Source organism: Limnohabitans sp. MMS-10A-192, assembly GCF_003063335.1.
Lineage (GTDB): Bacteria > Pseudomonadota > Gammaproteobacteria > Burkholderiales > Burkholderiaceae_C > Limnohabitans_A.
In genome coordinates this window covers 132,035-156,759 of record NZ_NERX01000001.1, presented here as the reverse complement: position 1 = coordinate 156,759, position 24,725 = coordinate 132,035, and the positions used below count along the sequence as shown (strand labels likewise).

Here is a 24,725-nt window from a genome sequence, read left to right as displayed (position 1 = left end):
AAAGAAAGAACCCCATGAAAATTGGAAAAGACACCGTCGTCACCATGCACTACAAAGTGGTGAACGCCCAAGGCCAGTTGCTGGACAAGGCGCAAGAGCCCACCTCGTATTTGCATGGCGGCTACGAGAACACCCTGCCCAAGATCGAAGAAGCGCTGGAAGGCCAGGACGTGGGCTTTGAGACCACCTTGAACTTGGCCGCAGCCGATGCCTTTGGTGAGCGCGACGAGACGCTGGTGCAGACCATCGCCAAGAAAGATTTCCCACCAGGCGTGAAAGTGGGCGGTCAGCTGCGCGGCCGCACACCCGAAGGCCAAGAGCACGTCTTCACTGTCATCAAGGTCAAGGGCGACCAGGTCATCTTGGATGGCAACCACCCCTGGGCCGGTCAGAACCTGAGCTTGAGCCTCAAGGTGTTGGAAGTGCGTGCCGCTTCAGCCGATGAAGTCACGCACCGTCATGCGCACGGGGCGCACGGTCACCACCACTGACCTGGAAACAGTCCCGCACGGAATACACCATCGAGGTGAAAAACATGGCCGCGACCATGAGTCCGGCGGGCATCAAAATGGCCATCAGCAAGCTGGGATCGCCCAGCAAGCTGGTCACCAGCATGGACACGGTGGCCACGGCAACGAAGAGGCCGAACCAGACTGCCACGTAAACCATGAAGGCGCGCAGGTTGCGGGCACAAGCCACAAAGCTGAAAAACAGGCTTTTGACGGGGCTGACACCTTGCCAATGCACCAGTGCTGGCGCGTGCCAGAACATCATGGCCAGCGGGATGTACAGCACCATGGACACCCACAGCGCGGCCTGAAAAGAAGCCGAATTGACCACTTCGGGGCTCATGTTGGCACCCGTCAGGTAAACCTGTGCAAAGGTGCCGCCATCGACCAACGCTGAAATGCCCATGATGAGCAGGAACGCCACCGCGTACCAGGCGCCCAACTGCAACATCGCTTTGCGTTGAGGGCCCGATTTCAGGGCCGCAAACAGCAGGCCTGGCATGGGAAAGCGCTGGTCTTCGGCCACTTCGGTGGCGGCCATCATGCCCAGCGTCAGCGCAGGCAGCAGCACCAGAGCCAAAGCCCCGCCCAGCAGCGGCACGATGGACACCAGCGAGACCACCGCCATGAACAAGAAAAACAGGCCCGACAGGGCCAGGGGCTGGCGCCAGAAGGTGCGGATGCCCTGGCGGGCCCAGTTCAGGCCAGTGCGTGCGGGGACGATGTTCAGTTGCATGTGGTCAGTGGATCAGAGCGTCACGGCTTGCGCAATGCGCCCGCGCAACACCCGTTCAAAATGGGTGGGGTCGTGTGGCGTGAGCATGGAAGCTTCACGCGGCAGGTGATAGTCCCACAAACGCGAGATCCAGAAGCGCAAAGCCCCTGCGCGCAAAAGGGCAGGCAGCAAAGCGCGCTCGGCCGCGCTCAAGGGGCGCACGGCCATGTAAGCCTGCAGCATGGCCTGGGTGCGTGGCGCATCGTGCAGGCCGGTGGCCAGGTCAATGCACCAGTCGTTCAGGCACACGGCCAAGTCAAACAACCAGGTGTCCACGCCCGCGAAATAAAAATCGAAGAAGCCTGTCAACTGCTCGCCATCGAACATCACGTTGTCACGGAACAGGTCGGCATGCACAGGGCCACGCGGCAGGGCGGTGTAAGCGGAGCTGGCGGCGATGTGGTTTTGGTAGGCCAGTTCGCTGCGCAGCAGGGCCGCTTGGGCATCATGGAGATAGGGCAGCACCACCGGAACGGTCTCGTTCCACCAGGGCAGACCGCGCAGATTGGGCTGGCTGCGGTTGTAGTCGGCCCCCGCCAGGTGCATGCGCGCCAGCATGTCACCCACGGCAGCGCAGTGCACGGCCTGCGGTTGCAGCTGGCTCTTGCCAACCAACTTGTTGACCACGGCAGCGGGTTTGCCGCTCACGGTGTGCAGGATGTCGCCATCGCGGTTGGCCGCCGGGTCGGGCACCGGAATGCCCCGCCCGGCCAGGTGCTTCATCAGGAACAGATAAAAAGGCAGTTGTTCCTGGGTCAAGCGCTCGAACAGGGTGAGCACGTACGCGCCTTCGGTTGTCGTGGCGAAGTAATTGGTGTTTTCGATGCCGCCCTCAATGCCGCGCAATTCGGTCAGTTCGCCCAGGTTCAGGGACTGCATGAGTTGGGCCGCTTGGGACTCGGAGACTTCGGTGAATACCGCCATGGGAGAGCTTGTGAGGGGGCCAGAGGGCTGACCGGATGGGAAAGTGTCGATTGTAGAGGGGCAAGAAAGGGCTTTATCCCGGTACACAATCGGGGGATGAGCGAAAACACCCCCGAAACCGCAGCCGCCCCAGTGTCCATTCAACCCAGCTTGTTGCTGGTCGACGGCTCCAGCTACCTGTACCGCGCCTTCCATGCCATGCCCGACCTGCGGGCCGTGCCAGGCGACCCGACGAGCCCCGCCACCGGGGCCATCCGCGGCATGATCAACATGATGGAGCGGCTGCGCAAGGATGTGCCCGCCGTCTATGCGGCCTGCGTGTTTGACGCCAAGGGCCCAACCTTTCGGGACGAGATGTACCCCGAGTACAAGGCCAACCGCAGCCCCATGCCCGACGATCTGCGCACGCAGATCGAGCCGATCCACGAGTTGGTGCGCCTGATGGGCTGGACCGTGCTGGACGTGCCGGGTGTGGAGGCCGACGACGTGATCGCCACACTGGCGCATGTGGCCGCGCAGCAGGGCATCCAGGTCACGGTGTCCAGCGGCGACAAGGACCTGAGTCAGTTGGTCAACGAACACATCACCATCATCGACACCATGAACGGCAAGGTGCGCGATGTGGCTGGGGTCACGGCCGAGTTTGGCGTGCCGCCGTCGCTCATGATCGACTACCAAACCCTGGTGGGCGACACGGTAGACAACGTGCCCGGCGTGGCCAAGGTCGGCCCCAAGACGGCGGCCAAGTGGCTGATGGAATACGGCTCGCTCGACAAGCTGATGGAAAACGCGCACGACATCAAAGGCGTGGCGGGCGAAAACCTGCGCCAGGCGGTGGACTGGCTGCCAAAGGGCCGCGCCTTGGTGACCATGAAAACCGATTGCGACCTGAACGGCTGGGTGCCCGATTTGCCGTCTCTCGCCAGCCTGCACCTGCACGCGCCCGACAAAGACAAACTGCTCAATTTTTACCAAACCTACGGCTTCAAGGGCTTGGTGCAGTCGATGGGTGGGGCTGTGCCCGCGCCTGCGCCCAAAGCCAAAACGGCCAAGCCCAAAGACACGGGCATGGACGACATGTTTGGCCAAGCCGCTGCCGATGAACCTGCGACCTTGCCCGCCTTGGACAGCGCCGCCAGCGCCGTGCAAGGCGATTTGAAATACGACACGGTGCTTGACTGGGCCGCGTTCGACACTTGGCTGGCCCGCATCGAGCAAGCCCCGCTCACCGCCATCGACACCGAAACCACCTCGCTCGACGCCATGCGCGCCGAGATCGTGGGCATCTCGCTGAGCGTCACGCCCGGCGAGGCGGCCTACATTCCGCTGGCCCACAACGGTCCCGGTGCGCCCGAGCAATTGCCGCTGGCCGAGGTGCTCGCCAAGCTCAAGCCCTGGCTCGAAAACCCAGCCCGCCACAAGCTGGGCCAGAACATCAAATACGACCGCCACGTGTTCGCCAACCACGGCATCGAGGTGCAGGGCTACGCGCACGACACCATGCTGGAAAGCTACGTGCTCGAAGTGCACAAGCCGCACGGCCTCTCCAGCCTGGCCGAGCGCCATGTGGGCCGCCGGGGCGTGACCTACGAAGACCTGTGCGGCAAGGGCGCGCACCAGATCCCCTTTGCGCAGGTGGATGTGGACAAGGCCGCGCACTATTCGTGCGAAGACTCGGACCAATGCCTCGACGTGCATCTGGCCCTGTGGCCGCAGATCGAAGCGCATGCGGGGCTCAAATATGTGTACGACCTCGAAATCAAGACCAGCGAAGCGCTGTACCGCATCGAGCGCAATGGTGTGCTGATCGACGCGCCAACCCTGGCCGCGCAAAGCCAGGCGCTGGGCGAGCGCATCGTGCAGCTCGAAACCGAAGCCTACGAGATCGCGGGCCAGCCCTTCAACCTGGCCAGCCCCAAGCAGCTGGGCGAGATCTTTTTTGACAAGCTGGGCCTGCCCGTCATCAAGAAAACCGCCACCGGCGCGCGCAGCACCGACGAAGAAGTGCTGGAAAAACTGGCCGAAGACTACCCGCTGCCCGCCCGCATCCTGGAGCACCGCAGCCTGTCCAAACTCAAAGGCACTTACACCGACAAGCTGGCCCAGCTGGCCTTGCCGCGCACCGGTCGTGTGCACACCAACTACGCCCAGGCCGTGGCCGTGACCGGCCGCTTGTCGAGCAACGAGCCCAACCTGCAAAACATCCCGGTGCGCACCGCCGAAGGGCGCAAAGTGCGCGAAGCTTTTGTGGCCCCCGCAGGCTGCGTGATCGCCAGCGCCGACTACAGCCAGATCGAGCTCCGCATCATGGCGCACCTGAGCGACGATCCGGCTTTGCTCAAAGCCTTCCATGAAGGCCTGGACGTGCACAAGGCCACAGCGGCCGAGGTGTTTGGCGCAACGCCCGACACGGTGAGCAGCGAGCAGCGCCGCTACGCCAAGACCATCAACTTTGGCCTGATTTACGGCATGAGCGCGTTTGGCTTGGCCAAGGCGCTGGGCATCGACAACACCGCCGCCAAGAACTACATCACCCGCTACTTTGAGCGTTTCGCCGGGGTCAAGCACTACATGGACGCCACCCGCGAACAGGCCAAGGCGCTGGGTTATGTGGAAACCGTGTTTGGCCGCCGCCTGGTGCTGCCCGAGATCAACAGCCCCAACGGCCCACGCCGCGCCGGGGCCGAGCGAGCCGCCATCAACGCGCCCATGCAGGGCACAGCCGCCGACCTGATCAAGCTGAGCATGGTCGCGGTGCAAAAGGCGCTGGACGAACAAGGCAAGGCGACCAAAGTGATCATGCAGGTGCACGACGAACTGGTGTTCGAGGTGCCCGAGTCAGAAGTCGAATGGGTGCGCACCGAGGTGCCGCGCATCATGGCCGGTGTGGCCGACCTGAAGGTGCCTCTCTTGGCCGAAGTGGGCTTTGGGCCCAACTGGGAGCAGGCGCACTGAGCATGAGTGGTCATTGCCAGCAGTGCGGCAACGCAAGCCGTCATGGCCAGAAGCGCCGCAGCGCAAGCCCTGATCGCGAGGCCTACAACAGCTTAAGCCGTCATCGTGAGGTGTGCAGCGGCGTAAGCCGTCATTGCGAGGAGCGCAGCGACGCGGCAATCCAGTTGCAGTGCTGGTTCTGAGACTGGATCGCCAAGCTTCGCTCGCGATGACGGACCAGCGTGTCAGTCATGGCTGAGGCTGGACTCAGCCGAATTCCCTGAACCCCTTGAGCGCCGGCAGTGGCGCGAAGTTCGCTTCGCGTTTTTGCTGAAACGCGCTGATCGCTTCGCGCACGTTGGCGTTGCTCCAGATCGCGCCTTGCAGCCAGCCCATGTGGCGCAGGCTGTCTTCGGTGCTGTGGTCGCGGGCGTAGTGCAGCACTTGCTTGGTGCCCCAGATGGCCACGGGCGGTTTGCTCGCGATTTCTTTGGCCGCTTGCAGGGCGGCGGCCACGGTGGCTTCGTGGGTGGGCAGCACTTCGTTCACCAAGCCGTGGGCTAGGGCCTTGTCGGCACTCAGGCGGCGGCCCGTGTAGGCCAGCTCTTTGACCAAGGCCATGGGCAGCAGCTTGGGCAGGCGCTGCAAGGTGCCCACGTCGGCCACCATGCCGATGTTGATTTCCTGGATGCAAAAGAACGCGTCGGCCGAGGCGTAGCGCATGCAGCAGGCGGTGACCATGTCCACCGCGCCGCCAATGCAGCCGCCGTGGATGGCCGCAATGACCGGGATGCGCAGCTCTTCGAGCAGGGTGAAGGTGTGCTGCATGTCGGTCAGCAGGTCGTACACGGCCGAGCGGCCTTCGGCGCTGCTGTCGTCCATTTGAATGGCGCTGCCAAAGGTTTGCAGGTCCATGCCGGCGCTGAAGTGTTTGCCCGTGCTGGAGATCACGAGCGCCCGCGCCGTGCCCGCTTTGTGGATGTCGCTCAGCACCTCGTGCAGCTCGCGCCAGAAGGTCGGGTGCATGGTGTTCATCGCCTCGGGGCGGTTCATCACCAGGTGGGCAATGTGGCCCTCAGTCGTCAGGGAAAAGCAGCTCAGTTTGTCCATGGTTGGTCTCCTGTGGCAAAGGGTAACGCTCTGCACCTGCGGGCGCTGTCCCCGCTTTGACCAGCGAGCCCACCCGCACGCCCAATAGGCGCAGGCGGCGTGACAAGTCCACGCGCTTGAGACATTGGCCTGCGATCTGGCGGATCTGTTTGGCGTCGGCGGTGTATTCGGTCAGGGTTTGGTCACGCGTCACAGCCTGAAAGTTGTCGTAGCGCAGCTTGATGCCGATGGTTTTGCCTTCGTAGCCTTTGCGTTTCAGGTCGGCGGCCACTTGTTCGCACAGGCGGGTGAACACCGCGCTCAGCTCGGCGCGGTCGCGCACGGCGTGCAGGTCGCGCTCAAAGGTGGTTTCGCGGCTCATGCTGACGGGTTCGCTCTCCGTCTCCACTGGGCGGTCGTCGCGGCCCCAGGCCGCTTCGTGCAGCCAAGCCCCGTAGCTTTTGCCAAAATTTTCAATCAGCCAATGCAGTTCACGCGCTGCCAGCTCGCCAATGGTGTGGATGCCAAAGCCCTGGAGCTTTTCATCGGCCTTGGGGCCCACGCCGTTGATCTTGCGGCAAGCCAGCGGCCAGATCAGGGTTTGCAGCTCGTCCTCGTGCACGATGGAGATGCCGTTCGGTTTGTTGAACTCGCTGGCCATTTTGGCGATCAGCTTGTTGGGTGCCACGCCAATAGAGCAGGTCAGACCCGTGGCGTCAAAAATGCTTTTCTGGATCAAACGCGCCAACACCCGACCGCCCTCGCGCTGGCCACCGGGCACGTCGGTGAAGTCGATGTAGACCTCGTCCACGCCCCGGTCCTGCATGAGGGGCGCGATGTCGGTGATGATGGCCTTGAAGGTGCGCGAGTAATGCCGGTAGCGCTCAAAGTCCACCGGCAACAAAATGGCCTGCGGGCACAGCTTGGACGCTTTCATCAGGCCCATGGCCGAGCCAATGCCAAACTGCCTGGCCGCATAGGTGGCGGTGGTGATCACGCCTCGGCCGGTGTAGCCCTCGATGCGGGGGAAGAAGTCGAGCGGAATCTCACCCAGCCGCTCGGCAAAGTTTTCTTCGGTCCATTCGTCATCTGGGTAGGCCGTTTGCAGCTTGCCCAGCAGGTCGTCCTCTTTGCGGCGTCCGCCGCCGATGACCACCGGCAGCCCCTTGAGCTGCGGGTAGCGCAGCAGCTCGCAGGACGCGTAAAACGCGTCCATGTCGAGGTGGGCGATCCGGCGGATGGGGGTGATGGATGGGGGCGACGTGCTCACACGACAAGCATAGCGCGAGCTGCAAGCACGTCGCGCCCGGAGTGCGGTGAAATGGGCCTCATCAAGCCTTCGGAAAAGTGCCCGGCAACAAGATGTTGGTGTTGACGTTTTGAATATCGGTGTGGCCGCAAAAGGCCATGGTCACGTCCAGCTCTTTGTGGATGATTTGCAAAGCTTTGCTCACACCTTCCTCGCCCATGGCACCCAGGCCATAGACCATGGCGCGGCCGATCATGGTGCCTTTGGCACCCAGCGCCCAGGCCTTCAAAACGTCCTGGCCGCTGCGAATGCCGCCGTCCATCCAGACCTCGATCTGGCTGCCCACGGCCGCGACGATGGCGGGCAGGGCTTCGATGCTGCTGGGAGCGCCGTCGAGCTGGCGGCCGCCGTGGTTGCTGACCACGATGGCGTCAGCCCCGCTGGCCACGGCCAGCTTGGCGTCTTCCACGTCCATGATGCCCTTCAAAATCAGTTTGCCGCCCCATTGTTTTTTGACCCACGCAATGTCGTCCCAGTTGAGCGTCGGGTCAAACTGCTCGTTGGTCCACGAAGCCAGTGACTTCATGTTGGTCACGGCCTTGACGTGGCCGACCAGGTTGCCAAAGGTATGGCGCTTGGTTCCCGCCATCCCTAAGCACCAGCGCGGCTTGGTCATCAGGTTGATGATGTTGGCAATCGTGGGGCGGGGTGGTGCGGTCAGGCCGTTTTTCAGGTCTTTGTGGCGTTGGCCGATCACTTGCAAATCGAGCGTAAGCACCAGGGCGCTCACGTTGGCGGCCTTGCAGCGGTCGATCATGCGGGCCATGGCCTCGCGGTCGCGCATCATGTACAGCTGGAACCAGAAGGGCGCTTGCGTGTGCGCTGCGATGTCTTCGATGGAGCAGATGCTCATGGTCGACAGCGTGAAAGGGATGCCGAATTTTTTGGCCGCCATGGCCGCGTGCATTTCACCATCAGCATGTTGCATGCCGGTCAGGCCCACCGGGGCGATGCACACGGGCATCTTGGTATCGATGCCGACCATCTTTGTGGCCGTGGTGCGGTTTTCCATGTTCACCGCCACGCGCTGGCGCAGCTTGATCTTGTGGAAGTCGCTTTCGTTGGCGCGGTAGGTGCCCTCGGTCCAAGAGCCGCTGTCGGCGTAGTCGTAGAACATGCGCGGCACGCGCTTTTCGGCCAGAACGCGCAGGTCTTCGATGTTGGTGATCACGGGCATGGGTCAGTCTCCGAAAGGATGTCAGTTGTTCAAATCAACAGGCATCCTAGCCGCCCAGCGGCTTGGCGGCTGTGAAACTTGGGACAGCCGCTTTGAAATTTCTTGGGGCCGCCCAAGCCCCAAGGGGGTTTTAGCTGGTGCAGCTGACGCTGCCGCAGCCCGACATGGTCACGTTTTTGATGGCCGATGGGTCGGCCAGGGTTTCGGTTACGCTGTCAAAGCCGACCGATTTCAGGTGCGCCGCCAGGCCCGCGTCCATGCTGTTGGCGTGGCCTGGGAACCATTCGGCCAGCGCCTCGGCCATGCGGGTGATGATCTGTTTGTCTGTGTCCAGGTAGTGGGCTTCCACCACGCGCATGGTCTCCAAAATGGTGGCGTGGTGCTCGGCGTGGCAGTTGTCGGCCGAAAAGCCGGTGGCCAGCATCCAGCGCTCTTCCTGGGCAAAGTGCTCGACCGTGTGGTTCAAGAATTCTTTGTAGACCGGCAGCTGCTCGTCCTCGGGCGTGGCCAGGATCTGGTTGATCATGTCCACAAACTCCTGGTGGGTCTCGTCCATGCGGGCGTCGCCTGTGGTGAGGGATTCGGTCCAGGGCATCAGGGTGGGGGCGGCAGTGGTCATGGCGTTCAATGGGTTGCGTGGGCGCCCTGCTGGGCGTTGGGGTCCCAAATTATCGCGGATACCGCCGCAGCCCTGCTGGGCAGGGCTGTCGCACGTGCTAACCGGGCTCGCCAACGCGCAGGCGGGCCAAGCCATACAAGGTGCCACCGGTCCATGGACGCCAGCACAGTTCTGCCCAGCTGGCGCCCCAGCCATAAGCCTCGGCCACGCTGTGTTGGGCCATCAACTCCAGTCGCGGATGCATCCGTGCGATGTCCATCGCGTTGTGAGCCCCCCATTGAAAGGGGGGCATGTCTGGCGCCCAATGGGTTTGCAATTGGACCCCCCAAGGCGAGATGAAGTCCACCAGCAGCTCGGAGCCCTCCGGGGCGTTGTCGCCAATTTCCCGCAACAGCGCCCGGACTTGCGATGCGCTCAGGTACATCAACACGCCTTCACACACCAGCAGCAATGGACGGCCGTTTTCGCTTGTGTGGGACTTCAAGTGCTGCCACCAGCCGGGTTTCTTCAGGTCCAGTGCCGTGTTGTGGCAATGCTTTGAGGTTTGGGGGATCAGCGATTGCCGCAAACGGATCACCTCGGGCAAGTCGGTGTCGACCCAGCTGTTGTGGCCATTGCCCAACCACTGAAAGTAGTGCGCCAGACCCGAGCCGAGGTTCACCCCGGTGCTGCGTGGGTGACGTTCAAAAAAAGCTTGCCCAAGCCGCTTGATCAATTGCGTTCGCCACAACACGTTCAGCATCACGGGCGCATCGGCGGCGGTGGTCTTGGCTTCAATGCCTGCGGCTGCCAGCAGTGCTTCTGCGTATTGGTCTTCGGGGTTCAGTGATGGAAAAATCCGGGGCCCATGCGCCCGCGCAGACAAGGGAATCAACAAGGTACGAGGCAAGGCCTCCAGCGAGTCAAAGTCCGTGGACCCGGTCCGAAATTCCATGGTGCGCCTCCTTGTGGCCCGGCCTTGGTGCGGCGAAAGCCAGCGACGAGGCGTCTTTTGTTGTGCAAAAAGGAAGGCAGTTTTGCTGTTCTGGCGTGGCCGGTCTGTGTGGGCGCGCACCCAAAAGAAAAGGGCAGCGCGCATTCAGCGGCTGCCCTTGATCAGAACGCCAGAACGATCAGCTCAGGCGCACCCGGTGACGCGCAATTTGCACCCGCACCTGCGCAGGCGCTGTGCCGCCCAGCGTGTTGCGGGCGTTCAGCGAACCTTGCAGGCTGAGCGGGCCAAACACATCGGCTTCGATGCGGCTGTCGAACTTTTGCAGGGTTTCCAGCGGCAGCTCTGAGAGGTCCACACCCAGGCCTTGCGCGGTTTTGACGGCGTGGGCCACCACTTCGTGGGCGTCACGGAAGGGCAGGCCTTTTTTGACCAAGTAGTCGGCCAAATCGGTCGCGGTGGCATAGCCCTTTTTCACAGCGGCTTCCATGGCCGCAGCGTTGACCGTGATGCCGCCTTCTTTTTGGCCCGTGGCCGGGTTGACCTGGCCGCCCACCATTTCGCTGAAGATGCGCAAGGTGTCTTTGAGGGTGTCCACCGTGTCAAACAGCGGCTCTTTGTCTTCTTGGTTGTCCTTGTTGTAGGCCAGCGGCTGGCCTTTCATCAGGGTGATCAAGCCCATCAGGTGACCGACCACACGGCCGGTCTTGCCGCGTGCCAGCTCGGGCACGTCGGGGTTTTTCTTCTGCGGCATGATGGAACTGCCGGTGGTGAAGCGGTCGGCAATGCGCACAAAGCCGAAGTTCTGGCTCATCCACAAAATCAACTCTTCAGAGAAGCGGCTGATGTGCACCATGCACAGCGAAGCGGCGGCTGTGAATTCGATGGCGAAGTCGCGGTCGCTCACGCCGTCCAGGCTGTTTTGGCAGACCTGTGGGTTGCCTTGCTCATCGACCATGCCCAGAGAGCGGGCCACGCGTTCGCGGTCCAGCGGGTAGGTGGTGCCGGCCAAAGCAGCGCTGCCCAGGGGCAGGCGGTTGGTGCGGCGGCGCACGTCGCCCATGCGCTCGGCGTCGCGGGCAAACATTTCCACATAGGCCAGCAGGTGGTGCGCAAAGCTCACGGGTTGGGCCACTTGCAAGTGGGTGAAGCCGGGCAGGATGACTTCGACGTTTTGCTCGGCCACATCGACCAGCGACTTTTGCAGGTCCACCAGCAAATCGATGATCAGGTCCATTTCGCTGCGCAACCACAGGCGCACGTCGGTGGCGACCTGGTCATTTCGGCTGCGGCCGGTGTGCAGGCGCTTGCCCGCATCGCCCACCAGCTGGGTCAGGCGCGCTTCGATGTTCAGGTGCACGTCTTCCAGGTCGAGCTTCCACTCAAAAGCGCCGGATTCGATCTCTTGGGTGATTTGCGACATGCCGCGTTGGATGTCGGCCAGGTCGCTGGCGCCGATGATGTTTTGCGCGGCCAGCATCTCGGCGTGGGCCAGGCTGCCGGTGATGTCGGCTTGCCACAGGCGCTTGTCAAAGAACACGCTGGCGGTGTAGCGCTTGACCAACTCGCTCATGGGTTCAGAAAAGAGCGCGGACCAGGCTTGGGATTTTTTGTCGAGTTGGTTTGTCATAGCCCCCGATTTTATCGGGTGCAGGCGCCGTGGCCTGGCTTGGGCCTCCGATCCGAGCTTGGCGGATGATGGGTAACGCCAACCGACTACAGATCTGGCCCGATGAACTTGACATGTCAGCGCATCCCCTGTTTTGTCATCCCGGGCGAAGACCCGGGATCCAGTGTGCAGCGATGCCCTTTGCAAATGCCAGCTGTGTGCAGTGGATCCCGGATCAAGTCCGGGATGACAGGTAAAACAAGTCCGGGATGACAGCTAAAGCAATTTCGGGTCGACAGAAGTTGCAAATTCGCCCCGATATTTTCAAATTTCCATGGGGCGGATCAATAACGCTGCGCCGCAGCGCGACAGAGCGCGTTGAGGTCGCATTTTTTCAATGGACTCCGTCCGACCCTGTTTGGGCAGCGTAATACGGCTAGAGACTCTTTGTTAAAAATGCTCAACCCGTATTCCTCAGCCCCGCTGCGATCCCGTTGATCGAGATGTGGATGCCGCGCTGCACCCGCTCGTCGGCCAAGCCTGCGCGGTAGCGGCGGATCAGCTCGACTTGCAGGTGGTGCAGCGGGTCGATGTACGGAAAGCGGTGGCGGATGGAACGGGCCAGAGCCGGGTTGCTTTCCAGACGGTTCTTCTCGCCGGTGATCTGGGCCAGCGCGTCGGCGGTGCGGTGCCATTCGGCTTCGATGGCGGTGAAGATCTTTTTGCGCAGGCGGCTGTCGCTGACCAGTTCGGCGTAGCGCGAGGCCAAGGCCAGGTCGCTTTTGGCCAGCACCATGTCCATGTTGGACAGCAGGGTGCGGAAAAACGGCCACTGGCGGTACATCTTTTGCAATAAGGCCAGCGCAGCCTTGCGCTCGGCCGCGTCGGGCTTGTCCAGAAAGGCTTGCACGGCCGAGCCAAAGCCTAACCAGCCGGGCAAGGTCAGGCGGCACTGGCCCCAGCTGAAGCCCCACGGAATGGCGCGCAGGTCTTCGATTTTTTCCAATGCCTTGCGCGAAGCGGGGCGTGAGCCGATGTTCAGCTGGGCCAGTTCTTTCAGCGGTGTGGCCCCAAAGAAGTAGTCGGTGAAGCCCGGCGTGTCGTACACCAGCCCACGGTAGGCGTCCATGCTGGCTTCGGACAATTCGGCGGCGGCGTCCAAAAACGCCCGTGTGGCGGGCTTGGTGGGTTGTAGCAGCGTGGCTTCGAGTGTTGCGGCGACCAGGGTTTCCAGGTTGCGGCGGCCGATTTCGGGGTTGGCGAATTTGGCGCCGATGACTTCGCCTTGCTCGGTCAGGCGGATCTGTCCGCGCACGGTGCCCGGTGGCTGCGCCAGGATGGCCTGGTAGCTGGGGCCACCGCCTCGGCCCACGGTGCCGCCCCGGCCGTGGAACATGCGCAAGGTGATGCCGTGGCTGCGTTCGAGTTTCTCGAACAATTCCACCAGCGCGATCTCGGCGCGGTACAGCTCCCAGTTGCTGGTGAAGATGCCGCCATCTTTGTTGCTGTCCGAGTAGCCCAGCATGATGTCCTGCTCGCCACCCGAGCGCTGGATCAAGCCAGCCACGCCGGGCAGGGCGTAAAAGTCGCGCATGATGGGGGCGGCGTTGCGCAGGTCTTCGATGGTCTCGAACAGCGGCACCACGATCAGGTCGTTGTGCGCTTCGCCGTCCAGCGTGCCGCGCATCAGGCTCACTTCTTTTTGCAGCAGCAGCACCTCCAGCAAGTCGCTCACGGTTTCGGTGTGGCTGATGATGTAGTGGCGAATCGCCTGCTGGCCAAAGGTGCTCAGCATGCGTTGGGCGGTTTCAAAAATCGCCAGCTCCGACACGGCATGCTCGCTGTAGTCGGCACCGGGCACGCGCAAGGGGCGTGCGTCGTTGAGCAGTCCCAGCAGCAGGGCTTGTTTGGCGTGTTCGTCGAGTTGGCTGTAATTTTTTTCCACGCGTGCGGTGGTCAGCAGTTCGGCCACGACTTCTTCGTGTTTGTCCGAGCTTTGGCGCAGGTCCACGGTGGCCAAGTGAAAGCCAAACACCTCCACAGCACGGATCAGCGGGTGCAGGCGCTGGGCGGCAACGGCTTCGCCATGGTGGCTGCACAACGAGGCTTCGATCACGCGCAAGTCGGTCAATAATTCTTGGGCGCTGGCGTAGGGGTTTTGCGGGGCCACGGCGTGGCGTGCGGCATCACCGCCGGTCAGGTTTTTGAGCGTGGCGGCCAAGCGGGCGTAGATGCCGGTGAGGGCCCGGCGGTAGGGCTCGTCCTGGCGGTGTTCGTTGGTGTCGGGCGAGCGCTCGGCCAGGGCCAGCATGTCGGGGCCAAAAGGCACCAGCATGGCCGACAGCGACAGCTCGCTGCCCAGGTAATGCACTTCGGTCAGGTAGTGGCGCAGGGCCACATCGCTTTGGCGGGTCAGGGCGTGTTCCAGCGTGGGCGCGGTCACGTTGGGGTTGCCATCGCGGTCGCCACCGATCCACTGGCCCATGCGCAAAAAGCTGGCAATCGGTTGGCCGGGCAGGGCTTGTTCCAGCTCGGCATAGAGCTTGGGGATTTCGCGCAAAAAGGTGGCTTCGTAATAGCTCAGCGCGTTTTCGATCTCGTCGGCCACGGTGAGCTTGGTAAAGCGCAGCAGCCGGGTTTGCCACAGCTGCATCACGCGGGCGCGGATTTGTTGCTCGTTGGCGGCCAGCTCTTTGGGCGTCAACGCGTCTTTGGCGGCGTTGACCGCAGCGGCGCGGGCCTTGATGGCGTCGCGCTCGGTCAGCAGGTGGGCGATGTCGCGCTCGGCGTCCAAAATGCTTTTGCGCTGCACTTCGGTGGGGTGGGCCGTCAGCACGGGTGAGACATAGCTGGTGGCCAGTATGTCCGAGATGCTTTTGGGCGTGATGCCCGCCCAGCGCAGGCGCTGCAGCGCCACGTCGATGCTGCCTTCTTGCGTGTGGCCTGCCCGTTCGTGGAGGGCGCGGCGGCGGATGTGGTGGCGGTCTTCGGCCAGGTTGGCCAGGTGCGAGAAATAGGTGAAAGCGCGGATCACGCTCACGGCGCGGTCGCCGGGCAGGCCTTTGAGCAGTTTTTTCAGCGCCTTGTCGGCTTCGTGGTCGGCGTCACGGCGGAAAGCGACCGACAGCTTGCGGATTTGTTCCACCAACTCATAAGCCTCAGGGCCTTCTTGCGTGCGGATCACATCACCCAGAATGCGGCCCAAGAGTCGAATGTCTTCGACCAATGGGCGTTCGCTGTCGCGCTTGTCGGTTTTGCTAGCGCGAGCGGTGGATTGGGCGGGCGCGGCGGCGGTGTCTTTGGAGGCCTGTTTCATCGAGAGGTGTGCGGTGAAGGGGTGGTTCGGCAAGGGGTGTGCAGCGCTTGTGACGCTGTGCCTCATGCTAGCATCGGCCAGCCCCTGTAAATTACCAACGGGTTTCATCTTGATGAAGCCTCTTTTCAGAGAAATTCAACGTGTCTTTGACTTCTTCCCCCGCCATCGTGATTGCTACCCGTGAAAGCCGTTTGGCGCTTTGGCAGGCTGAGCATGTCAAAGCCTTGCTGGAGGGCCTGGGTTGCACGGTGCAACTGCTGGGCATGACCACGCAGGGCGACCAGATCCTGGACCGCAGTTTGAGCAAAGTGGGCGGTAAAGGCTTGTTCGTCAAAGAGCTGGAAGTGGCCTTGCAAGAAGGCCGTGCCGACATCGCGGTGCATTCGCTCAAAGATGTGCCCATGGACATGCCCGAAGGCTTTGAGCTGGGCTGTGTGATGGAACGCGAAGACCCACGAGACGCCTGGGTGTCGTCGCAATACGCCCGCCTGGAAGACTTGCCGCCAGGCGCAGTCGTCGGCACCTCCAGCCTGCGCCGTACCGTGCTGCTGCGCGCTTTGCGCCCCGATTTGAAGATCGAGCCCTTGCGCGGCAACCTCGACACTCGCCTGCGCAAGCTCGATGAAGGCCAATACGCAGGCATTGTGTTGGCCGCTGCTGGCCTCAAGCGTTTGGGCTTGACCGATCGCATTCGACACATTTTTGAAACCACCGAGATGCTGCCGGCCGCAGGCCAGGGCGCTTTGGGCATCGAGATCCGCAGCGACCGTGCCGATTTGCGCGCCTTGCTGGCCCCCTTGGCCGACAGCGTGACCTGGCAACGTGTGGCCGCCGAACGCGCGGTCAGCCGCGCCATGGGCGGCAACTGCTCCATGCCTTTGGCCGCGCATGCGGTCATGGACGGCGGCGCGCTCAAGTTGCAAGCCGCTTGGGGCGATCCGCAAGGCGACACCACTTTGGTGACGGCGGCCTCGGACATCACCGCGACCGATTTGACCGCTGCCGAGGCTTTGGGCCTGCGCGTGGCGCAGGCGCTGCAGCAGGGCGGCGCGCATTAAGGCGCACATGGTGGCCGAGCCTGCCATCCTGGTCACCCGCCCCGAGCGCGAGGCAGGGCCTTGGGTGCAGGCCTTGCAAGCCGAAGGTGTGCAGGCCGAGGCTTTCCCGTTGATTGACATTTCAGCCTTGCCGGATGCGGCGGCTTTGCAGACGGCCTGGCAGCAAGTGCCGACGTGTCTGGCGGTGATGTTTGTCAGCGCCAATGCCGTGCGGTTTTTCATGGCGGCTCAGCCGGGTGGTCTGGATGTGCATGCCTGCCGCGCTTGGGCCACAGGGCCAGGCACGCAGGCGGCCTTGTTGGCGGCGGGCTGGCCAGCGCAGCAGATCGATGCCCCCCCGGCCGATTCAAGCCAGTTTGACTCAGAAGCCCTTTGGACCGTGGTCGCTGAACGCGTCCGTGCCGCGCAGGCGCCAAGCCCGGTCCGTGTGCTGATCGTGCGGGGGGCCGACGCGCAGGGCCAGATGGCCGGGCGCGATTGGCTGGCGCAGCAACTCGAAGAAGTGGGCTTGCAGGTATTGCAGGCGGTGGCTTATGTGCGGCGTGCGCCGCTTTTGTCGCCTGCCCAGCAAGCGCGTGCCGAGCGGGCCATGCACGATGGCAGTTGGTGGCTGTTCAGCAGTTCCGAAGCGGCGCTGCACCTGACGCAGGCTTGCCCGCGCTTGGACCTGTCCCAAGCGCGCGCCTTGGCCACCCATCCGCGCATTGCCGAGCGCTTGCGCCAAGCCGGTTGGGGCCATGTTGAACTGGCGCCAGCAGCACTGAGTGCGCAGGCCTTGTCTATAAAATCACTTTCATGACTTCCATGCCCGACAACGCCCCAGTTTCTGAACCCTCTGCGCCCGCAGCCCCTTTGCTGCGGCCGTGGAAAATCTGGCTGGCGCTGGGCGTGGCTGCCTTGGCCTTGCTGGTGTCGGTGGCACTGTGGCAAAAACTGGCACGCATTCAGGAGCAGCTGGCCCGCCAAAGTGCCGATGCGGGTCAACAGTCGCTTGAGGCCAAAGCGTGGGCCAAACAGGCGCAGGACACCGTCAAAGACAGTGCAGCGCGGCTGGGCTTGGTCGAGGCCCGTCTGGGCGAGGTGGCCCTGCAGCGCAGCCAGCTCGAAGAGCTGATGCAAAGCCTCTCGCGCTCGCGCGACGAAAACCTGGTGGTGGACATCGATGCCGCTTTGCGCATGGCCCAGCAACAAGCTCAGTTGACGGGCAGCATGGAGCCTTTGCTGGCCGCGCTCAAGTCCGCGCAGCAGCGCGTGCAACGTGCTGCGCAACCGCGCTTGGCGCCGGTGTTGCGGGCCCTCGAAAAAGACCTGGAGCGCTTGAGTGCGGCCCAGGTGTTCGATTTGCCCGGCTTGCTGATCAAACTCGACGAAGGCGTGGCCTTGGTGGATGGCTTGGTTTTGGCCAATCAATTGTTGCCCAGTCAAAGTGCGCTGCCTGTCAAGGTGGATGCGCAGGGTGCACCCGTCGCCCCCTCCTGGTGGATGGCAGGCCTGAACCGGTTTGGGCAACAGCTGCGAGACTTGGTGCGCGTGAGCCGGATCGACTCGCCCGAGGCGGCCTTGCTCTCACCCGAGCAAGGGTTCTTCTTTCGCGAGAACTTGAAACTCAAATTGCTCAATGCGCGCCTGGGTTTGCTGGCCCGCCAAAAAGACGCAGCACGCAACGACCTGGGCTCAGCGGCAGTCATGGTGCGGCGTTATGCCGATGCATCGTCGCGCAAAACCACGCAGATGCTTGATTTGCTGGAGCAGGCAGGTCTGCAGATGAAAGCAGGCGAGCCGCCTCGTCTGGAGGCGTCGCTGAGCGCTTTGTCCACCGCTGCGGCAGGAAGGTAAGCCCCATGCGTGCAGCTCTTTGGCTCCTCAGTTTGTTTGCGCTGGCCGCGGCGGGCGCGTGGTTGGCGGGCAACAACCAAGGCACGGTGACCTTGTTCCTGTCGCCTTACCGGGTGGACATGTCGCTCAACCTGGTGCTGCTGATCTTTGTCTCGGTGGTGTTGTTGGTGGTGGTGGCGCAGCAGGCCTTGGCCGCTTTGTTTGCCCTGCCCAAGCAAGCGCAACGCTGGCGCTTGCAGCAAAAAGAGCGGGCTGCCCATGCGGCCTTGCTGGACGCCATCAGCCACTTCATGGCGGGGCGCTTTTTGCGCGCCCGCAAGTCTGCGCAAACCGCACTCGAAAAAGAAGCCTTGATGCAGGCAGCCGGTTTGAAACTGGACCATGCGGTGTCTTTGCGGACCCTCTCGCACATCATGGCGGCCGAGTCTGCACACGCATTGCAAGACAAGGATTTGCGGCAACACCATTTGGCACAGGCGGTTGTGCAAGCACAGGTGGGGACGTCGCAAGAGCGTCAGACCCTGACCGAAGGTGCTCAGTTGCGTGCGGCGCGTTGGTTGCTGGACGACCGCGATGCCGATGCCAGTCTGGATCGCCTGAAGGAGCTGCCGCCTGCGGTGGGTCGTCGCATGGTGGCCATGCGTTTGAAGTTGAAGGCAGCCCGTTTGGCCGGGCAACCTGCAATGGCATTGGACACAGCGGTGTTGCTGGCCAAGCACCGTGCATTCACGCCCGCGGCTGCCGAGAGTCTGGTGCGCGGCTTGATCATGAACTGGCTTGTGCATTTGCATGACGCTGATGCGGTGTTGCGCATGTGGCAAGGCTTGACCCCAGCGCAACGCGGCATGCCTGATGTGGCGGCCGAAGTGGCCATGCGTTTCATGCGTCTGGGGGGCTCGGCTGCGGTGGTCCGACCCTGGTTGCAGGCGTTGTGGATGCCTTTGCAATCGCCACAGATGGGCTGGACGCCCGATCAGGTGGTTCGCGTGGTGCGGGCGATCGAAACGAGTTTGACCGATCCATCGACAGCCGATGCGCGTCCTTGGTTGGCGCGCATTGAAGCTGCGCAGCAGGCTCAGCCGCGTGATCCGAACTTGCAGTATCTGGCCGGCATGGTCTGCATGCGCCATCAGTTGTGGGGGAAAGCCCAGCTCCTGTTGGCACAGGCCGTCAAAGGTTTGGAAGATCCTGTTTTGCTGCGCCGCTCCTGGCGTGCCTTGGCCGAGCTGGCCGAGCAGCGAGCCGATGCTGTTCAAGCTGCACAGGCCTGGAAGCAGGCGGCGCTGGTGAGCGCCTGATTCAATTCAGGCATAAAAAAACCGAACCCTGGGGTTCGGTTGTTGTCCCGGACTGCATCCGGAATCCAAGCTGTTTGACACGGTACCCCGGATCCAGTCCGGGGTGAACGCATCAGCGCTTGGCCTGTCCTCAGAACGGCAAGTTCATGTCTTTCAGGTCTTTGCGTGTTTCCACCAGAACCAGAGGACCTTCGTTGACGACCACCGCAGGTGGACGCTCGCGTGGGACGTGCACAGGCTTGGGTTCGGCAGCGATGGCGGCTTGAACGGCTGCAATCTTGTCGGCGTCAGAGTTCACCCAGACCAAGCCAGAGGTTTGTGCAACTTCTTGCAGGCTGTTCAGCGGCAGTTGGTAGCTGGCCACTTTGGGCAGGCTGCTTGTTGCCGCGGCGGGTGTGGCCACAGCTTGGGCCACAGGTGCGGCTGCCGGTTCTGCGACAGGCGCAGCAGCGGGAGCTGCCGTCACATGCGTGATCACCGGCGCTGCCACTTCTGCGGCCACAACCACGGGTGTGGCCACGGGTGCGACCACGGGCGCAGCAGCCACTGCAGCAGCAGGGGCGACTTCAGCGACCGGGGCCGAGGCTTGTGGCGCAGCTTCTGCAGCCGCTTGTTGCGCACGCTCAAAGTAAGAGCGTGGTGCAGGGCGGTCTTCGCCGCTGGCTTCTTCCACGGGTGCCGCGTTGTCGGCCAAGGCGTTTTCGTTGCCGTTGTCCTGGCGTGGCTCGCCATTGCGTTCGCGGCGGTCGCGGCCATAACGGTCGCGTGAGCGGCGTTCGCGGCGCTCGCCGTTGTTCTCGTTGGGTGTCGCGTTCTCGTCGGTGACCGCTTCCTGGCCTTCTGCGACCACAGCCGTTTCGGCCGTGTTCAGCTCGCCAGGAGCCTTGTCGTTGTTGCGGCGCTCGCCACGTTCACGGCGGCCTTCACCGCGCTCGCCACGGCCTTCGCCACGCTCACGACGGCCTTCGCCGCGTTCACCACGCTCGGCGCGGGGTGCGCGCTCTGTGCGCACTTCGGTGCCATCGGCGGCCAACTCGGCAGGGGCCTCGTTGCGGTTGTTGTCACCGCGCTCGCGGCGGCCTTCGCGGGGCTGGCGTTCACCGGCGGGGCGCTCGGCGCGCTCACCGCGTGCTGGACGGCCTTCACCATCGCGCACTTCGTTGCGGCCTTCGCTACGGCGTCCACCTTCGCGTGGTGCGCGGCCTTCGCCTTGAACGCCTTCGGGGCGCTCTGTGCGCTCGCCACGGCGGCCATCACGACCACCACGGCGGCCATCACGACCACCCTCACGGCGTTCACCGTTGCGCTCTCCGTTGCGGCCTTCGCGGGTTTTCTCGTCTTTCTTGCCAGCCACTGCGGGCTTGGCTTCTTCGGTGCTGCCACCGAACAGGCTCTTGAGCCAGCCGAAGAAGCCACCGCTGGCAACCGCAGCCTTCACAGGTGCGGCGGCTTTGGCAGGCTTGGCTGCAACGGGTGCTTCCACCTTGACCGGTGCCACAGGGGCCGGTGCATCGGGCAGCACGCCCTTGATGACCGGGGTCTGCTTGTTGGTGGGCTCTTGCGAACGACGGGTCACGGTGGTCGCGTCTTCGACGATCTCGGCCATCTTGTAGCTGGCTTCGATGCGGTCCAGGCGCGGGTCGTCGTGCTTCAAGCGCTCGAGCTTGTAGTGAGGGGTTTCCAGCGACTTGTTGGGCACCAGCAGCACGCTGATGCGTTGTTGCAATTCGATCTTGGCGATCTCGGGACGCTTTTCATTGAGCAGGAAGGCGGCCACTTCGACGGGCACTTGCGCGTGCACGGCGGCGGTGTTGTCCTTCATGGACTCTTCCTGGATGATGCGCAAAATTTGCAGTGCCGAGCTCTCGGTGTCGCGGATGTGGCCAGCGCCACCGCAACGTGGGCAGGGGATGGATGCACCTTCGGACAGGGCAGGCTTCAAGCGCTGGCGGCTCATTTCCATGAGGCCGAATTTGCTGATGGTGCCGAACTGCACGCGGGCACGGTCCTGGCGCAAGGCGTCGCGCAAGCGGTTTTCCACTTCGCGGCGGTTCTTGGACTCTTCCATGTCGATGAAGTCGATCACGATCAGACCGCCCAAATCGCGCAGGCGCATCTGGCGGGCCACTTCGTCGGCGGCTTCCAGGTTGGTACGGGTGGCGGTCTCTTCGATGTCACCGCCCTTGATGGCGCGGGCCGAGTTCACGTCCACCGACACCAAGGCTTCGGTGTGGTCGATCACGATGGCGCCGCCCGAAGGCAGTTGCACGGTGCGTGCATAGGCCGATTCGATCTGGTGCTCGATCTGGAAGCGGCTGAACAGCGGCGCGTCGTCGCGGTAGCGCTTCACGCGCGGCGCGAACTCGGGCATCACGTGGCTCATGAACTGCTGAGCTTGTTCGTAGATGTCGTCGGTGTCGATGAGGATGTCGCCGATGTCATTGTTGAAGTAATCGCGGATGGCGCGGATCACCAGGCTCGACTCCTGATAAATCAGGAAGGCGCCTTTGCCCTGGGCAGCGCCGTCAATCGCGGTCCAGAGTTTGAGCAGGTAGTTCAGGTCCCACTGCAGCTCGGGCGCGGAGCGGCCGATGCCTGCGGTGCGGGCGATGATGGACATGCCCTTGGGGTACTCCAACTGGTCCATCGCTTCTTTGAGCTCGGCGCGGTCATCGCCCTCGATGCGGCGGCTGACGCCACCACCACGGGGGTTGTTGGGCATGAGCACCACGTAGCGGCCAGCCAGCGAGATGAACGTGGTCAGGGCAGCGCCCTTGTTGCCACGTTCTTCTTTTTCGACCTGGACCATCAGTTCCTGGCCTTCGCGGATCACATCGTTGATGCGGGCTTGGCTGACGGACACGCCTTCAGCAAAGTACTGGCGCGAGATTTCCTTGAAAGGCAAGAAGCCGTGGCGGTCTTCGCCGTAGTCGACGAAGCAAGCTTCGAGCGAGGGCTCGACGCGGGTCACAACAGCTTTGTAGATGTTGCCCTTGCGCTGTTCGCGGCCTTCGATTTCGATTTCGTAGTCGAGGAGTTTTTGTCCGTCGACGATGGCCAGGCGGCGTTCTTCAGCCTGCGTGGCGTTGATGAGCATCCGTTTCATGATGCGTTCCTTCTCTTATCAGTGTCGGCTCCAGTGCGAAAAATAGTCCGCTGACTGGGGCCTGTTTACACAACCGGCTTCGGGTTCCTGAGAACCTCAAAGCCCACGTTGCCGGAGCTGACGCCTGAAACGAAGGGAATTGCCGAAGGTGTCCGACATTCAGCTGCGCGTGAGCACAGGAATGGGGATCGTGGCGCGTGGATGGGGCGAGTGGAAAGTCGTGCAGAGATTCGTCCACTGCCGGGGGCTTCCCCCGGTGTCCAAGACAAACTGTCGGGCACATTGCGTCGCGGTGGAGCCTGGCTTCGTGAGCCACTCCAAGCACATCAACAAAGTTCCGAACAACACAAACATCTCGCTTTGATCCGTCCAGCAGCCCTCTGGGGCTGCTGAACTTGGGGTATTCCGTATCTGGGTTTCTGGGCGTCGGCCCAACCCTTCGGGGCGATTGGCCACTGTCGGCGTTGGCCTTCAGTCTGCAAATCGTGCCGGGGGTGGCATCGACCATCTGGTTTGGCGCGGTGGTGGTGGACTAAACTCCTGTCCTCAGGAATTCATTTCCATTTGAATCAACCACTTACAGCCAATTGCCAGTGAATCACATTATAGGGGCCCAAACCGCTGCTGCGTCGCCCGCCGTCAAATGGTTGTTGGTGGACGAGGAATCTGCCGGTCAGCGTCTGGACAATTTCTTGATGCGCCAACTCAAAGGGGTGCCCAAAACCCACGTTTACAGGATCATCCGCAGTGGCGAGGTTCGCATCAACAAAGGCCGCGCCTCGGCCGAGACCCGGGTTGAAATCGGGGACGAGGTGCGCCTGCCGCCGGTGCGCATTTCTGAAAAAGTGGCCGAAAAGGCCGCCCGACCCGCCCCGGGGCGTGAGTTTCCGGTGCTTTTGGAAGACGACAGCCTGATGGCCATCGACAAACCGGCCGGGGTGGCGGTGCATGGGGGCTCGGGGGTGAGCTTTGGGGTGATCGAGCAATTGCGCCAGGCCCGGCCCCAGGCCAAGCTGTTGGAGCTGGTGCATCGGCTGGACCGCGACACCAGCGGGATTTTGCTGGTGGCCAAAAAGCGCAGCGCCCTGAAAAACCTGCAAGACCAGTTCCGTGAACGCGAGACCGGCAAGACCTATTTGGCGCTGGTCAAAGGCGAATGGCCCGCCAAGCTCAAGGTGATTGACCAGCCGCTGCACAAGTTCTTGTTGCCTGATGGGGAGCGCCGCGTCAAAGTGACCACGCCCGAAGACCCCGACGGCATGCGCTCGATCACTTTGGTCAAGGTGTCCCAGCGGCTGGCGGGCGCCACGCTGCTGGAGGTGACCATCAAGACCGGGCGTACCCACCAGATCCGTGTGCACCTGGCCAGCAATGGCCACCCGATTGCCGGGGACGACAAATACGGTGACTTTGAATGGAACAAGGTCCTGCCCAAGCAGGGCCTCAAGCGCATGTTCTTGCATGCCTGGCGTTTGCAGTTCAACCATCCGGCCACGGCCGAACGGGTGGCCCTGCAAGCCGATCTGCCCCCTGAATTGAAAGCCTACGTTGACCATGCCCAGCTCAAGACCCCGTCAGTTTGACCTGATCGCCTTCGATTGGGACGGCACGCTGTTTGACTCCACGGCCATCATCACACGCTGCATCCAGCGGGCGGTGGTCGATGTGGGCGGGCAGGAGCCCACCCGCGAAGCTGCCTCTTATGTGATCGGCATGGCGCTCATGCCTGCGCTGGCCCATGCCGCGCCCGATGTGCCCCCCGAAAAATACCCGGCTCTGGGCGAGCGTTACCGCCACCACTACATTGCGCACCAAAACGACATCAGCCTGTTTGAGGGTGTCTTGCCTTTGCTGCACGCGCTCAAGGCGCGGCACCATTGGCTCACGGTGGCGACCGGCAAGAGCCGCCATGGCCTGAACGAGGCTTTGCGCGATGTCGAGTTGCGCGAAGTGTTCGATGGCTCACGCACGGCCGACGAGACGGCGGGAAAGCCCAGCCCCCTGATGCTGCACGAGCTGATGCGCGAGTTTGGCGTGGAGCCCGAGCGCACCTTGATGATCGGTGACACGACACACGACTTGCAGATGGCCTTGAATGCGGGCTGCGCCAGTGTGGGCGTGAGTTATGGTGCCCATGAGCCCGATGCTTTTCATGTCTTGAAGCCTCGTCATGTGGCGCACAGCGTGCAGGATCTGCACGACTGGTTGTTGCAACACGCTTGAGACTGGAGCGGT

General features: G+C 62.8%; 18 protein-coding genes. 8 read left to right on the top strand and 10 right to left on the bottom strand.

Annotated elements, in window-relative coordinates; genetic code table 11:
- Positions 1–14 precede the first annotated feature (14 nt).
- A complete protein-coding gene (locus B9Z43_RS00790) occupies positions 15–491 on the top strand; it encodes a peptidylprolyl isomerase (RefSeq protein ID WP_108322269.1) in 477 nt (158 codons plus the stop codon).
- Here B9Z43_RS00790 and B9Z43_RS00785 read toward each other — a convergent pair.
- Both B9Z43_RS00785 and B9Z43_RS00780 read right to left on the bottom strand, forming a co-directional pair.
- Complete coding sequence (locus tag B9Z43_RS00785) at positions 448–1,245, bottom strand: BPSS1780 family membrane protein (RefSeq protein ID WP_108322268.1); 798 nt, start codon at positions 1,243–1,245, stop codon at positions 448–450. The genes B9Z43_RS00790 and B9Z43_RS00785 overlap by 44 nt on opposite strands.
- Before the next feature lie 12 nt (positions 1,246–1,257).
- Positions 1,258–2,208, bottom strand: a complete 951-nt coding sequence (locus B9Z43_RS00780) for a homoserine kinase (protein WP_108322267.1) — start codon at positions 2,206–2,208, stop codon at positions 1,258–1,260.
- A gap of 96 nt (positions 2,209–2,304) precedes the next feature.
- Here B9Z43_RS00780 and polA point away from each other — a divergent pair, with 96 nt between their 5' ends.
- On the top strand, positions 2,305–5,163 hold the full coding sequence (polA, locus tag B9Z43_RS00775; protein ID WP_233249951.1) for a DNA polymerase I: 2,859 nt from the start codon (positions 2,305–2,307) through the stop codon (positions 5,161–5,163).
- A gap of 246 nt (positions 5,164–5,409) precedes the next feature.
- Here polA and B9Z43_RS00770 read toward each other — a convergent pair whose 3' ends face one another.
- The 7 genes from B9Z43_RS00770 to ppc all read right to left on the bottom strand — a co-directional run bounded on the left by B9Z43_RS00770 (position 5,410) and on the right by ppc (position 15,192).
- Complete coding sequence (locus tag B9Z43_RS00770) at positions 5,410–6,252, bottom strand: enoyl-CoA hydratase-related protein (RefSeq protein WP_108323021.1); 843 nt, start codon at positions 6,250–6,252, stop codon at positions 5,410–5,412.
- Positions 6,218–7,447, bottom strand: coding sequence for a DNA polymerase IV (dinB, locus tag B9Z43_RS00765; protein WP_108323019.1), 1,230 nt, complete (start codon positions 7,445–7,447; stop codon positions 6,218–6,220). Before dinB ends, B9Z43_RS00770 begins: the two co-directional genes overlap by 35 nt.
- A gap of 115 nt (positions 7,448–7,562) precedes the next feature.
- Complete coding sequence (locus B9Z43_RS00760) at positions 7,563–8,717, bottom strand: alpha-hydroxy acid oxidase (RefSeq protein WP_108322266.1); 1,155 nt, start codon at positions 8,715–8,717, stop codon at positions 7,563–7,565.
- A 130-nt stretch (positions 8,718–8,847) separates the two neighbouring features.
- A complete protein-coding gene (locus tag B9Z43_RS00755) occupies positions 8,848–9,336 on the bottom strand; it encodes a bacteriohemerythrin (protein WP_108322265.1) in 489 nt (162 codons plus the stop codon).
- A 97-nt stretch (positions 9,337–9,433) separates the two neighbouring features.
- Positions 9,434–10,270: a class I SAM-dependent methyltransferase gene (locus B9Z43_RS00750; protein ID WP_158270039.1), complete on the bottom strand. Its 837-nt coding sequence runs from the start codon at positions 10,268–10,270 to the stop codon at positions 9,434–9,436.
- 178 nt (positions 10,271–10,448) lie between these two features.
- On the bottom strand, positions 10,449–11,897 hold the full coding sequence (argH, locus tag B9Z43_RS00745; RefSeq protein WP_108322263.1) for an argininosuccinate lyase: 1,449 nt from the start codon (positions 11,895–11,897) through the stop codon (positions 10,449–10,451).
- A gap of 439 nt (positions 11,898–12,336) precedes the next feature.
- On the bottom strand, positions 12,337–15,192 hold the full coding sequence (gene ppc, locus B9Z43_RS00740) for a phosphoenolpyruvate carboxylase (RefSeq protein ID WP_369910055.1): 2,856 nt from the start codon (positions 15,190–15,192) through the stop codon (positions 12,337–12,339).
- 140 nt (positions 15,193–15,332) lie between these two features.
- Between ppc and hemC the strand changes: the two genes are divergently transcribed.
- The 4 genes from hemC to B9Z43_RS00720 are packed head-to-tail and all read left to right on the top strand — an operon-like array spanning position 15,333 to position 19,384.
- Complete coding sequence (gene hemC / locus B9Z43_RS00735) at positions 15,333–16,250, top strand: hydroxymethylbilane synthase (protein ID WP_108322262.1); 918 nt, start codon at positions 15,333–15,335, stop codon at positions 16,248–16,250.
- Positions 16,251–16,257: 7 nt separating this feature from the next.
- Positions 16,258–17,049, top strand: coding sequence for a uroporphyrinogen-III synthase (locus tag B9Z43_RS00730; RefSeq protein ID WP_108322261.1), 792 nt, complete (start codon positions 16,258–16,260; stop codon positions 17,047–17,049).
- The gene (locus B9Z43_RS00725; RefSeq protein ID WP_108322260.1) at positions 17,046–18,086 is read left to right on the top strand and encodes a uroporphyrinogen-III C-methyltransferase; all 1,041 of its coding nucleotides are present in this window, start codon (positions 17,046–17,048) and stop codon (positions 18,084–18,086) included. Before B9Z43_RS00730 ends, B9Z43_RS00725 begins: the two co-directional genes overlap by 4 nt.
- 5 nt (positions 18,087–18,091) lie before the next feature.
- Positions 18,092–19,384 (top strand): heme biosynthesis protein HemY, encoded by a 1,293-nt coding sequence (locus B9Z43_RS00720; RefSeq protein ID WP_108322259.1) that lies wholly within the window; start codon positions 18,092–18,094, stop codon positions 19,382–19,384.
- A gap of 130 nt (positions 19,385–19,514) precedes the next feature.
- Here B9Z43_RS00720 and B9Z43_RS00715 read toward each other — a convergent pair whose 3' ends face one another.
- Positions 19,515–22,490: an Rne/Rng family ribonuclease gene (locus B9Z43_RS00715; RefSeq protein WP_108322258.1), complete on the bottom strand. Its 2,976-nt coding sequence runs from the start codon at positions 22,488–22,490 to the stop codon at positions 19,515–19,517.
- Between the two features lie 593 nt (positions 22,491–23,083).
- On the opposite strand from B9Z43_RS00715, the gene B9Z43_RS00710 reads away from it, so the two are divergent.
- Positions 23,084–24,073 (top strand): RluA family pseudouridine synthase, encoded by a 990-nt coding sequence (locus tag B9Z43_RS00710; RefSeq protein ID WP_233249950.1) that lies wholly within the window; start codon positions 23,084–23,086, stop codon positions 24,071–24,073.
- Positions 24,045–24,713: an HAD family hydrolase gene (locus B9Z43_RS00705; RefSeq protein WP_108322257.1), complete on the top strand. Its 669-nt coding sequence runs from the start codon at positions 24,045–24,047 to the stop codon at positions 24,711–24,713. Before B9Z43_RS00710 ends, B9Z43_RS00705 begins: the two co-directional genes overlap by 29 nt.
- Positions 24,714–24,725: the final 12 nt, after the last annotated feature.

Bases quoted from the DNA above. Each gene is read 5' to 3' on its own strand.
- B9Z43_RS00790 (WP_108322269.1), top strand. From the start codon at position 15: ATGAAAATTGGAAAAGACACCGTCGTCACCATGCACTACAAAGTGGTG.
- B9Z43_RS00785 (WP_108322268.1), bottom strand. From the start codon at position 1,245: ATGCAACTGAACATCGTCCCCGCACGCACTGGCCTGAACTGGGCCCGC.
- B9Z43_RS00780 (WP_108322267.1), bottom strand. From the start codon at position 2,208: ATGGCGGTATTCACCGAAGTCTCCGAGTCCCAAGCGGCCCAACTCATG.
- polA (WP_233249951.1), top strand. From the start codon at position 2,305: ATGAGCGAAAACACCCCCGAAACCGCAGCCGCCCCAGTGTCCATTCAA.
- B9Z43_RS00770 (WP_108323021.1), bottom strand. From the start codon at position 6,252: ATGGACAAACTGAGCTGCTTTTCCCTGACGACTGAGGGCCACATTGCC.
- dinB (WP_108323019.1), bottom strand. From the start codon at position 7,447: ATGGACGCGTTTTACGCGTCCTGCGAGCTGCTGCGCTACCCGCAGCTC.
- B9Z43_RS00760 (WP_108322266.1), bottom strand. From the start codon at position 8,717: ATGCCCGTGATCACCAACATCGAAGACCTGCGCGTTCTGGCCGAAAAG.
- B9Z43_RS00755 (WP_108322265.1), bottom strand. From the start codon at position 9,336: ATGACCACTGCCGCCCCCACCCTGATGCCCTGGACCGAATCCCTCACC.
- B9Z43_RS00750 (WP_158270039.1), bottom strand. From the start codon at position 10,270: ATGGAATTTCGGACCGGGTCCACGGACTTTGACTCGCTGGAGGCCTTG.
- argH (WP_108322263.1), bottom strand. From the start codon at position 11,897: ATGACAAACCAACTCGACAAAAAATCCCAAGCCTGGTCCGCGCTCTTT.
- ppc (WP_369910055.1), bottom strand. From the start codon at position 15,192: ATGAAACAGGCCTCCAAAGACACCGCCGCCGCGCCCGCCCAATCCACC.
- B9Z43_RS00730 (WP_108322261.1), top strand. From the start codon at position 16,258: ATGGTGGCCGAGCCTGCCATCCTGGTCACCCGCCCCGAGCGCGAGGCA.
- B9Z43_RS00725 (WP_108322260.1), top strand. From the start codon at position 17,046: ATGACTTCCATGCCCGACAACGCCCCAGTTTCTGAACCCTCTGCGCCC.
- B9Z43_RS00720 (WP_108322259.1), top strand. From the start codon at position 18,092: ATGCGTGCAGCTCTTTGGCTCCTCAGTTTGTTTGCGCTGGCCGCGGCG.
- B9Z43_RS00715 (WP_108322258.1), bottom strand. From the start codon at position 22,490: ATGAAACGGATGCTCATCAACGCCACGCAGGCTGAAGAACGCCGCCTG.
- B9Z43_RS00705 (WP_108322257.1), top strand. From the start codon at position 24,045: ATGCCCAGCTCAAGACCCCGTCAGTTTGACCTGATCGCCTTCGATTGG.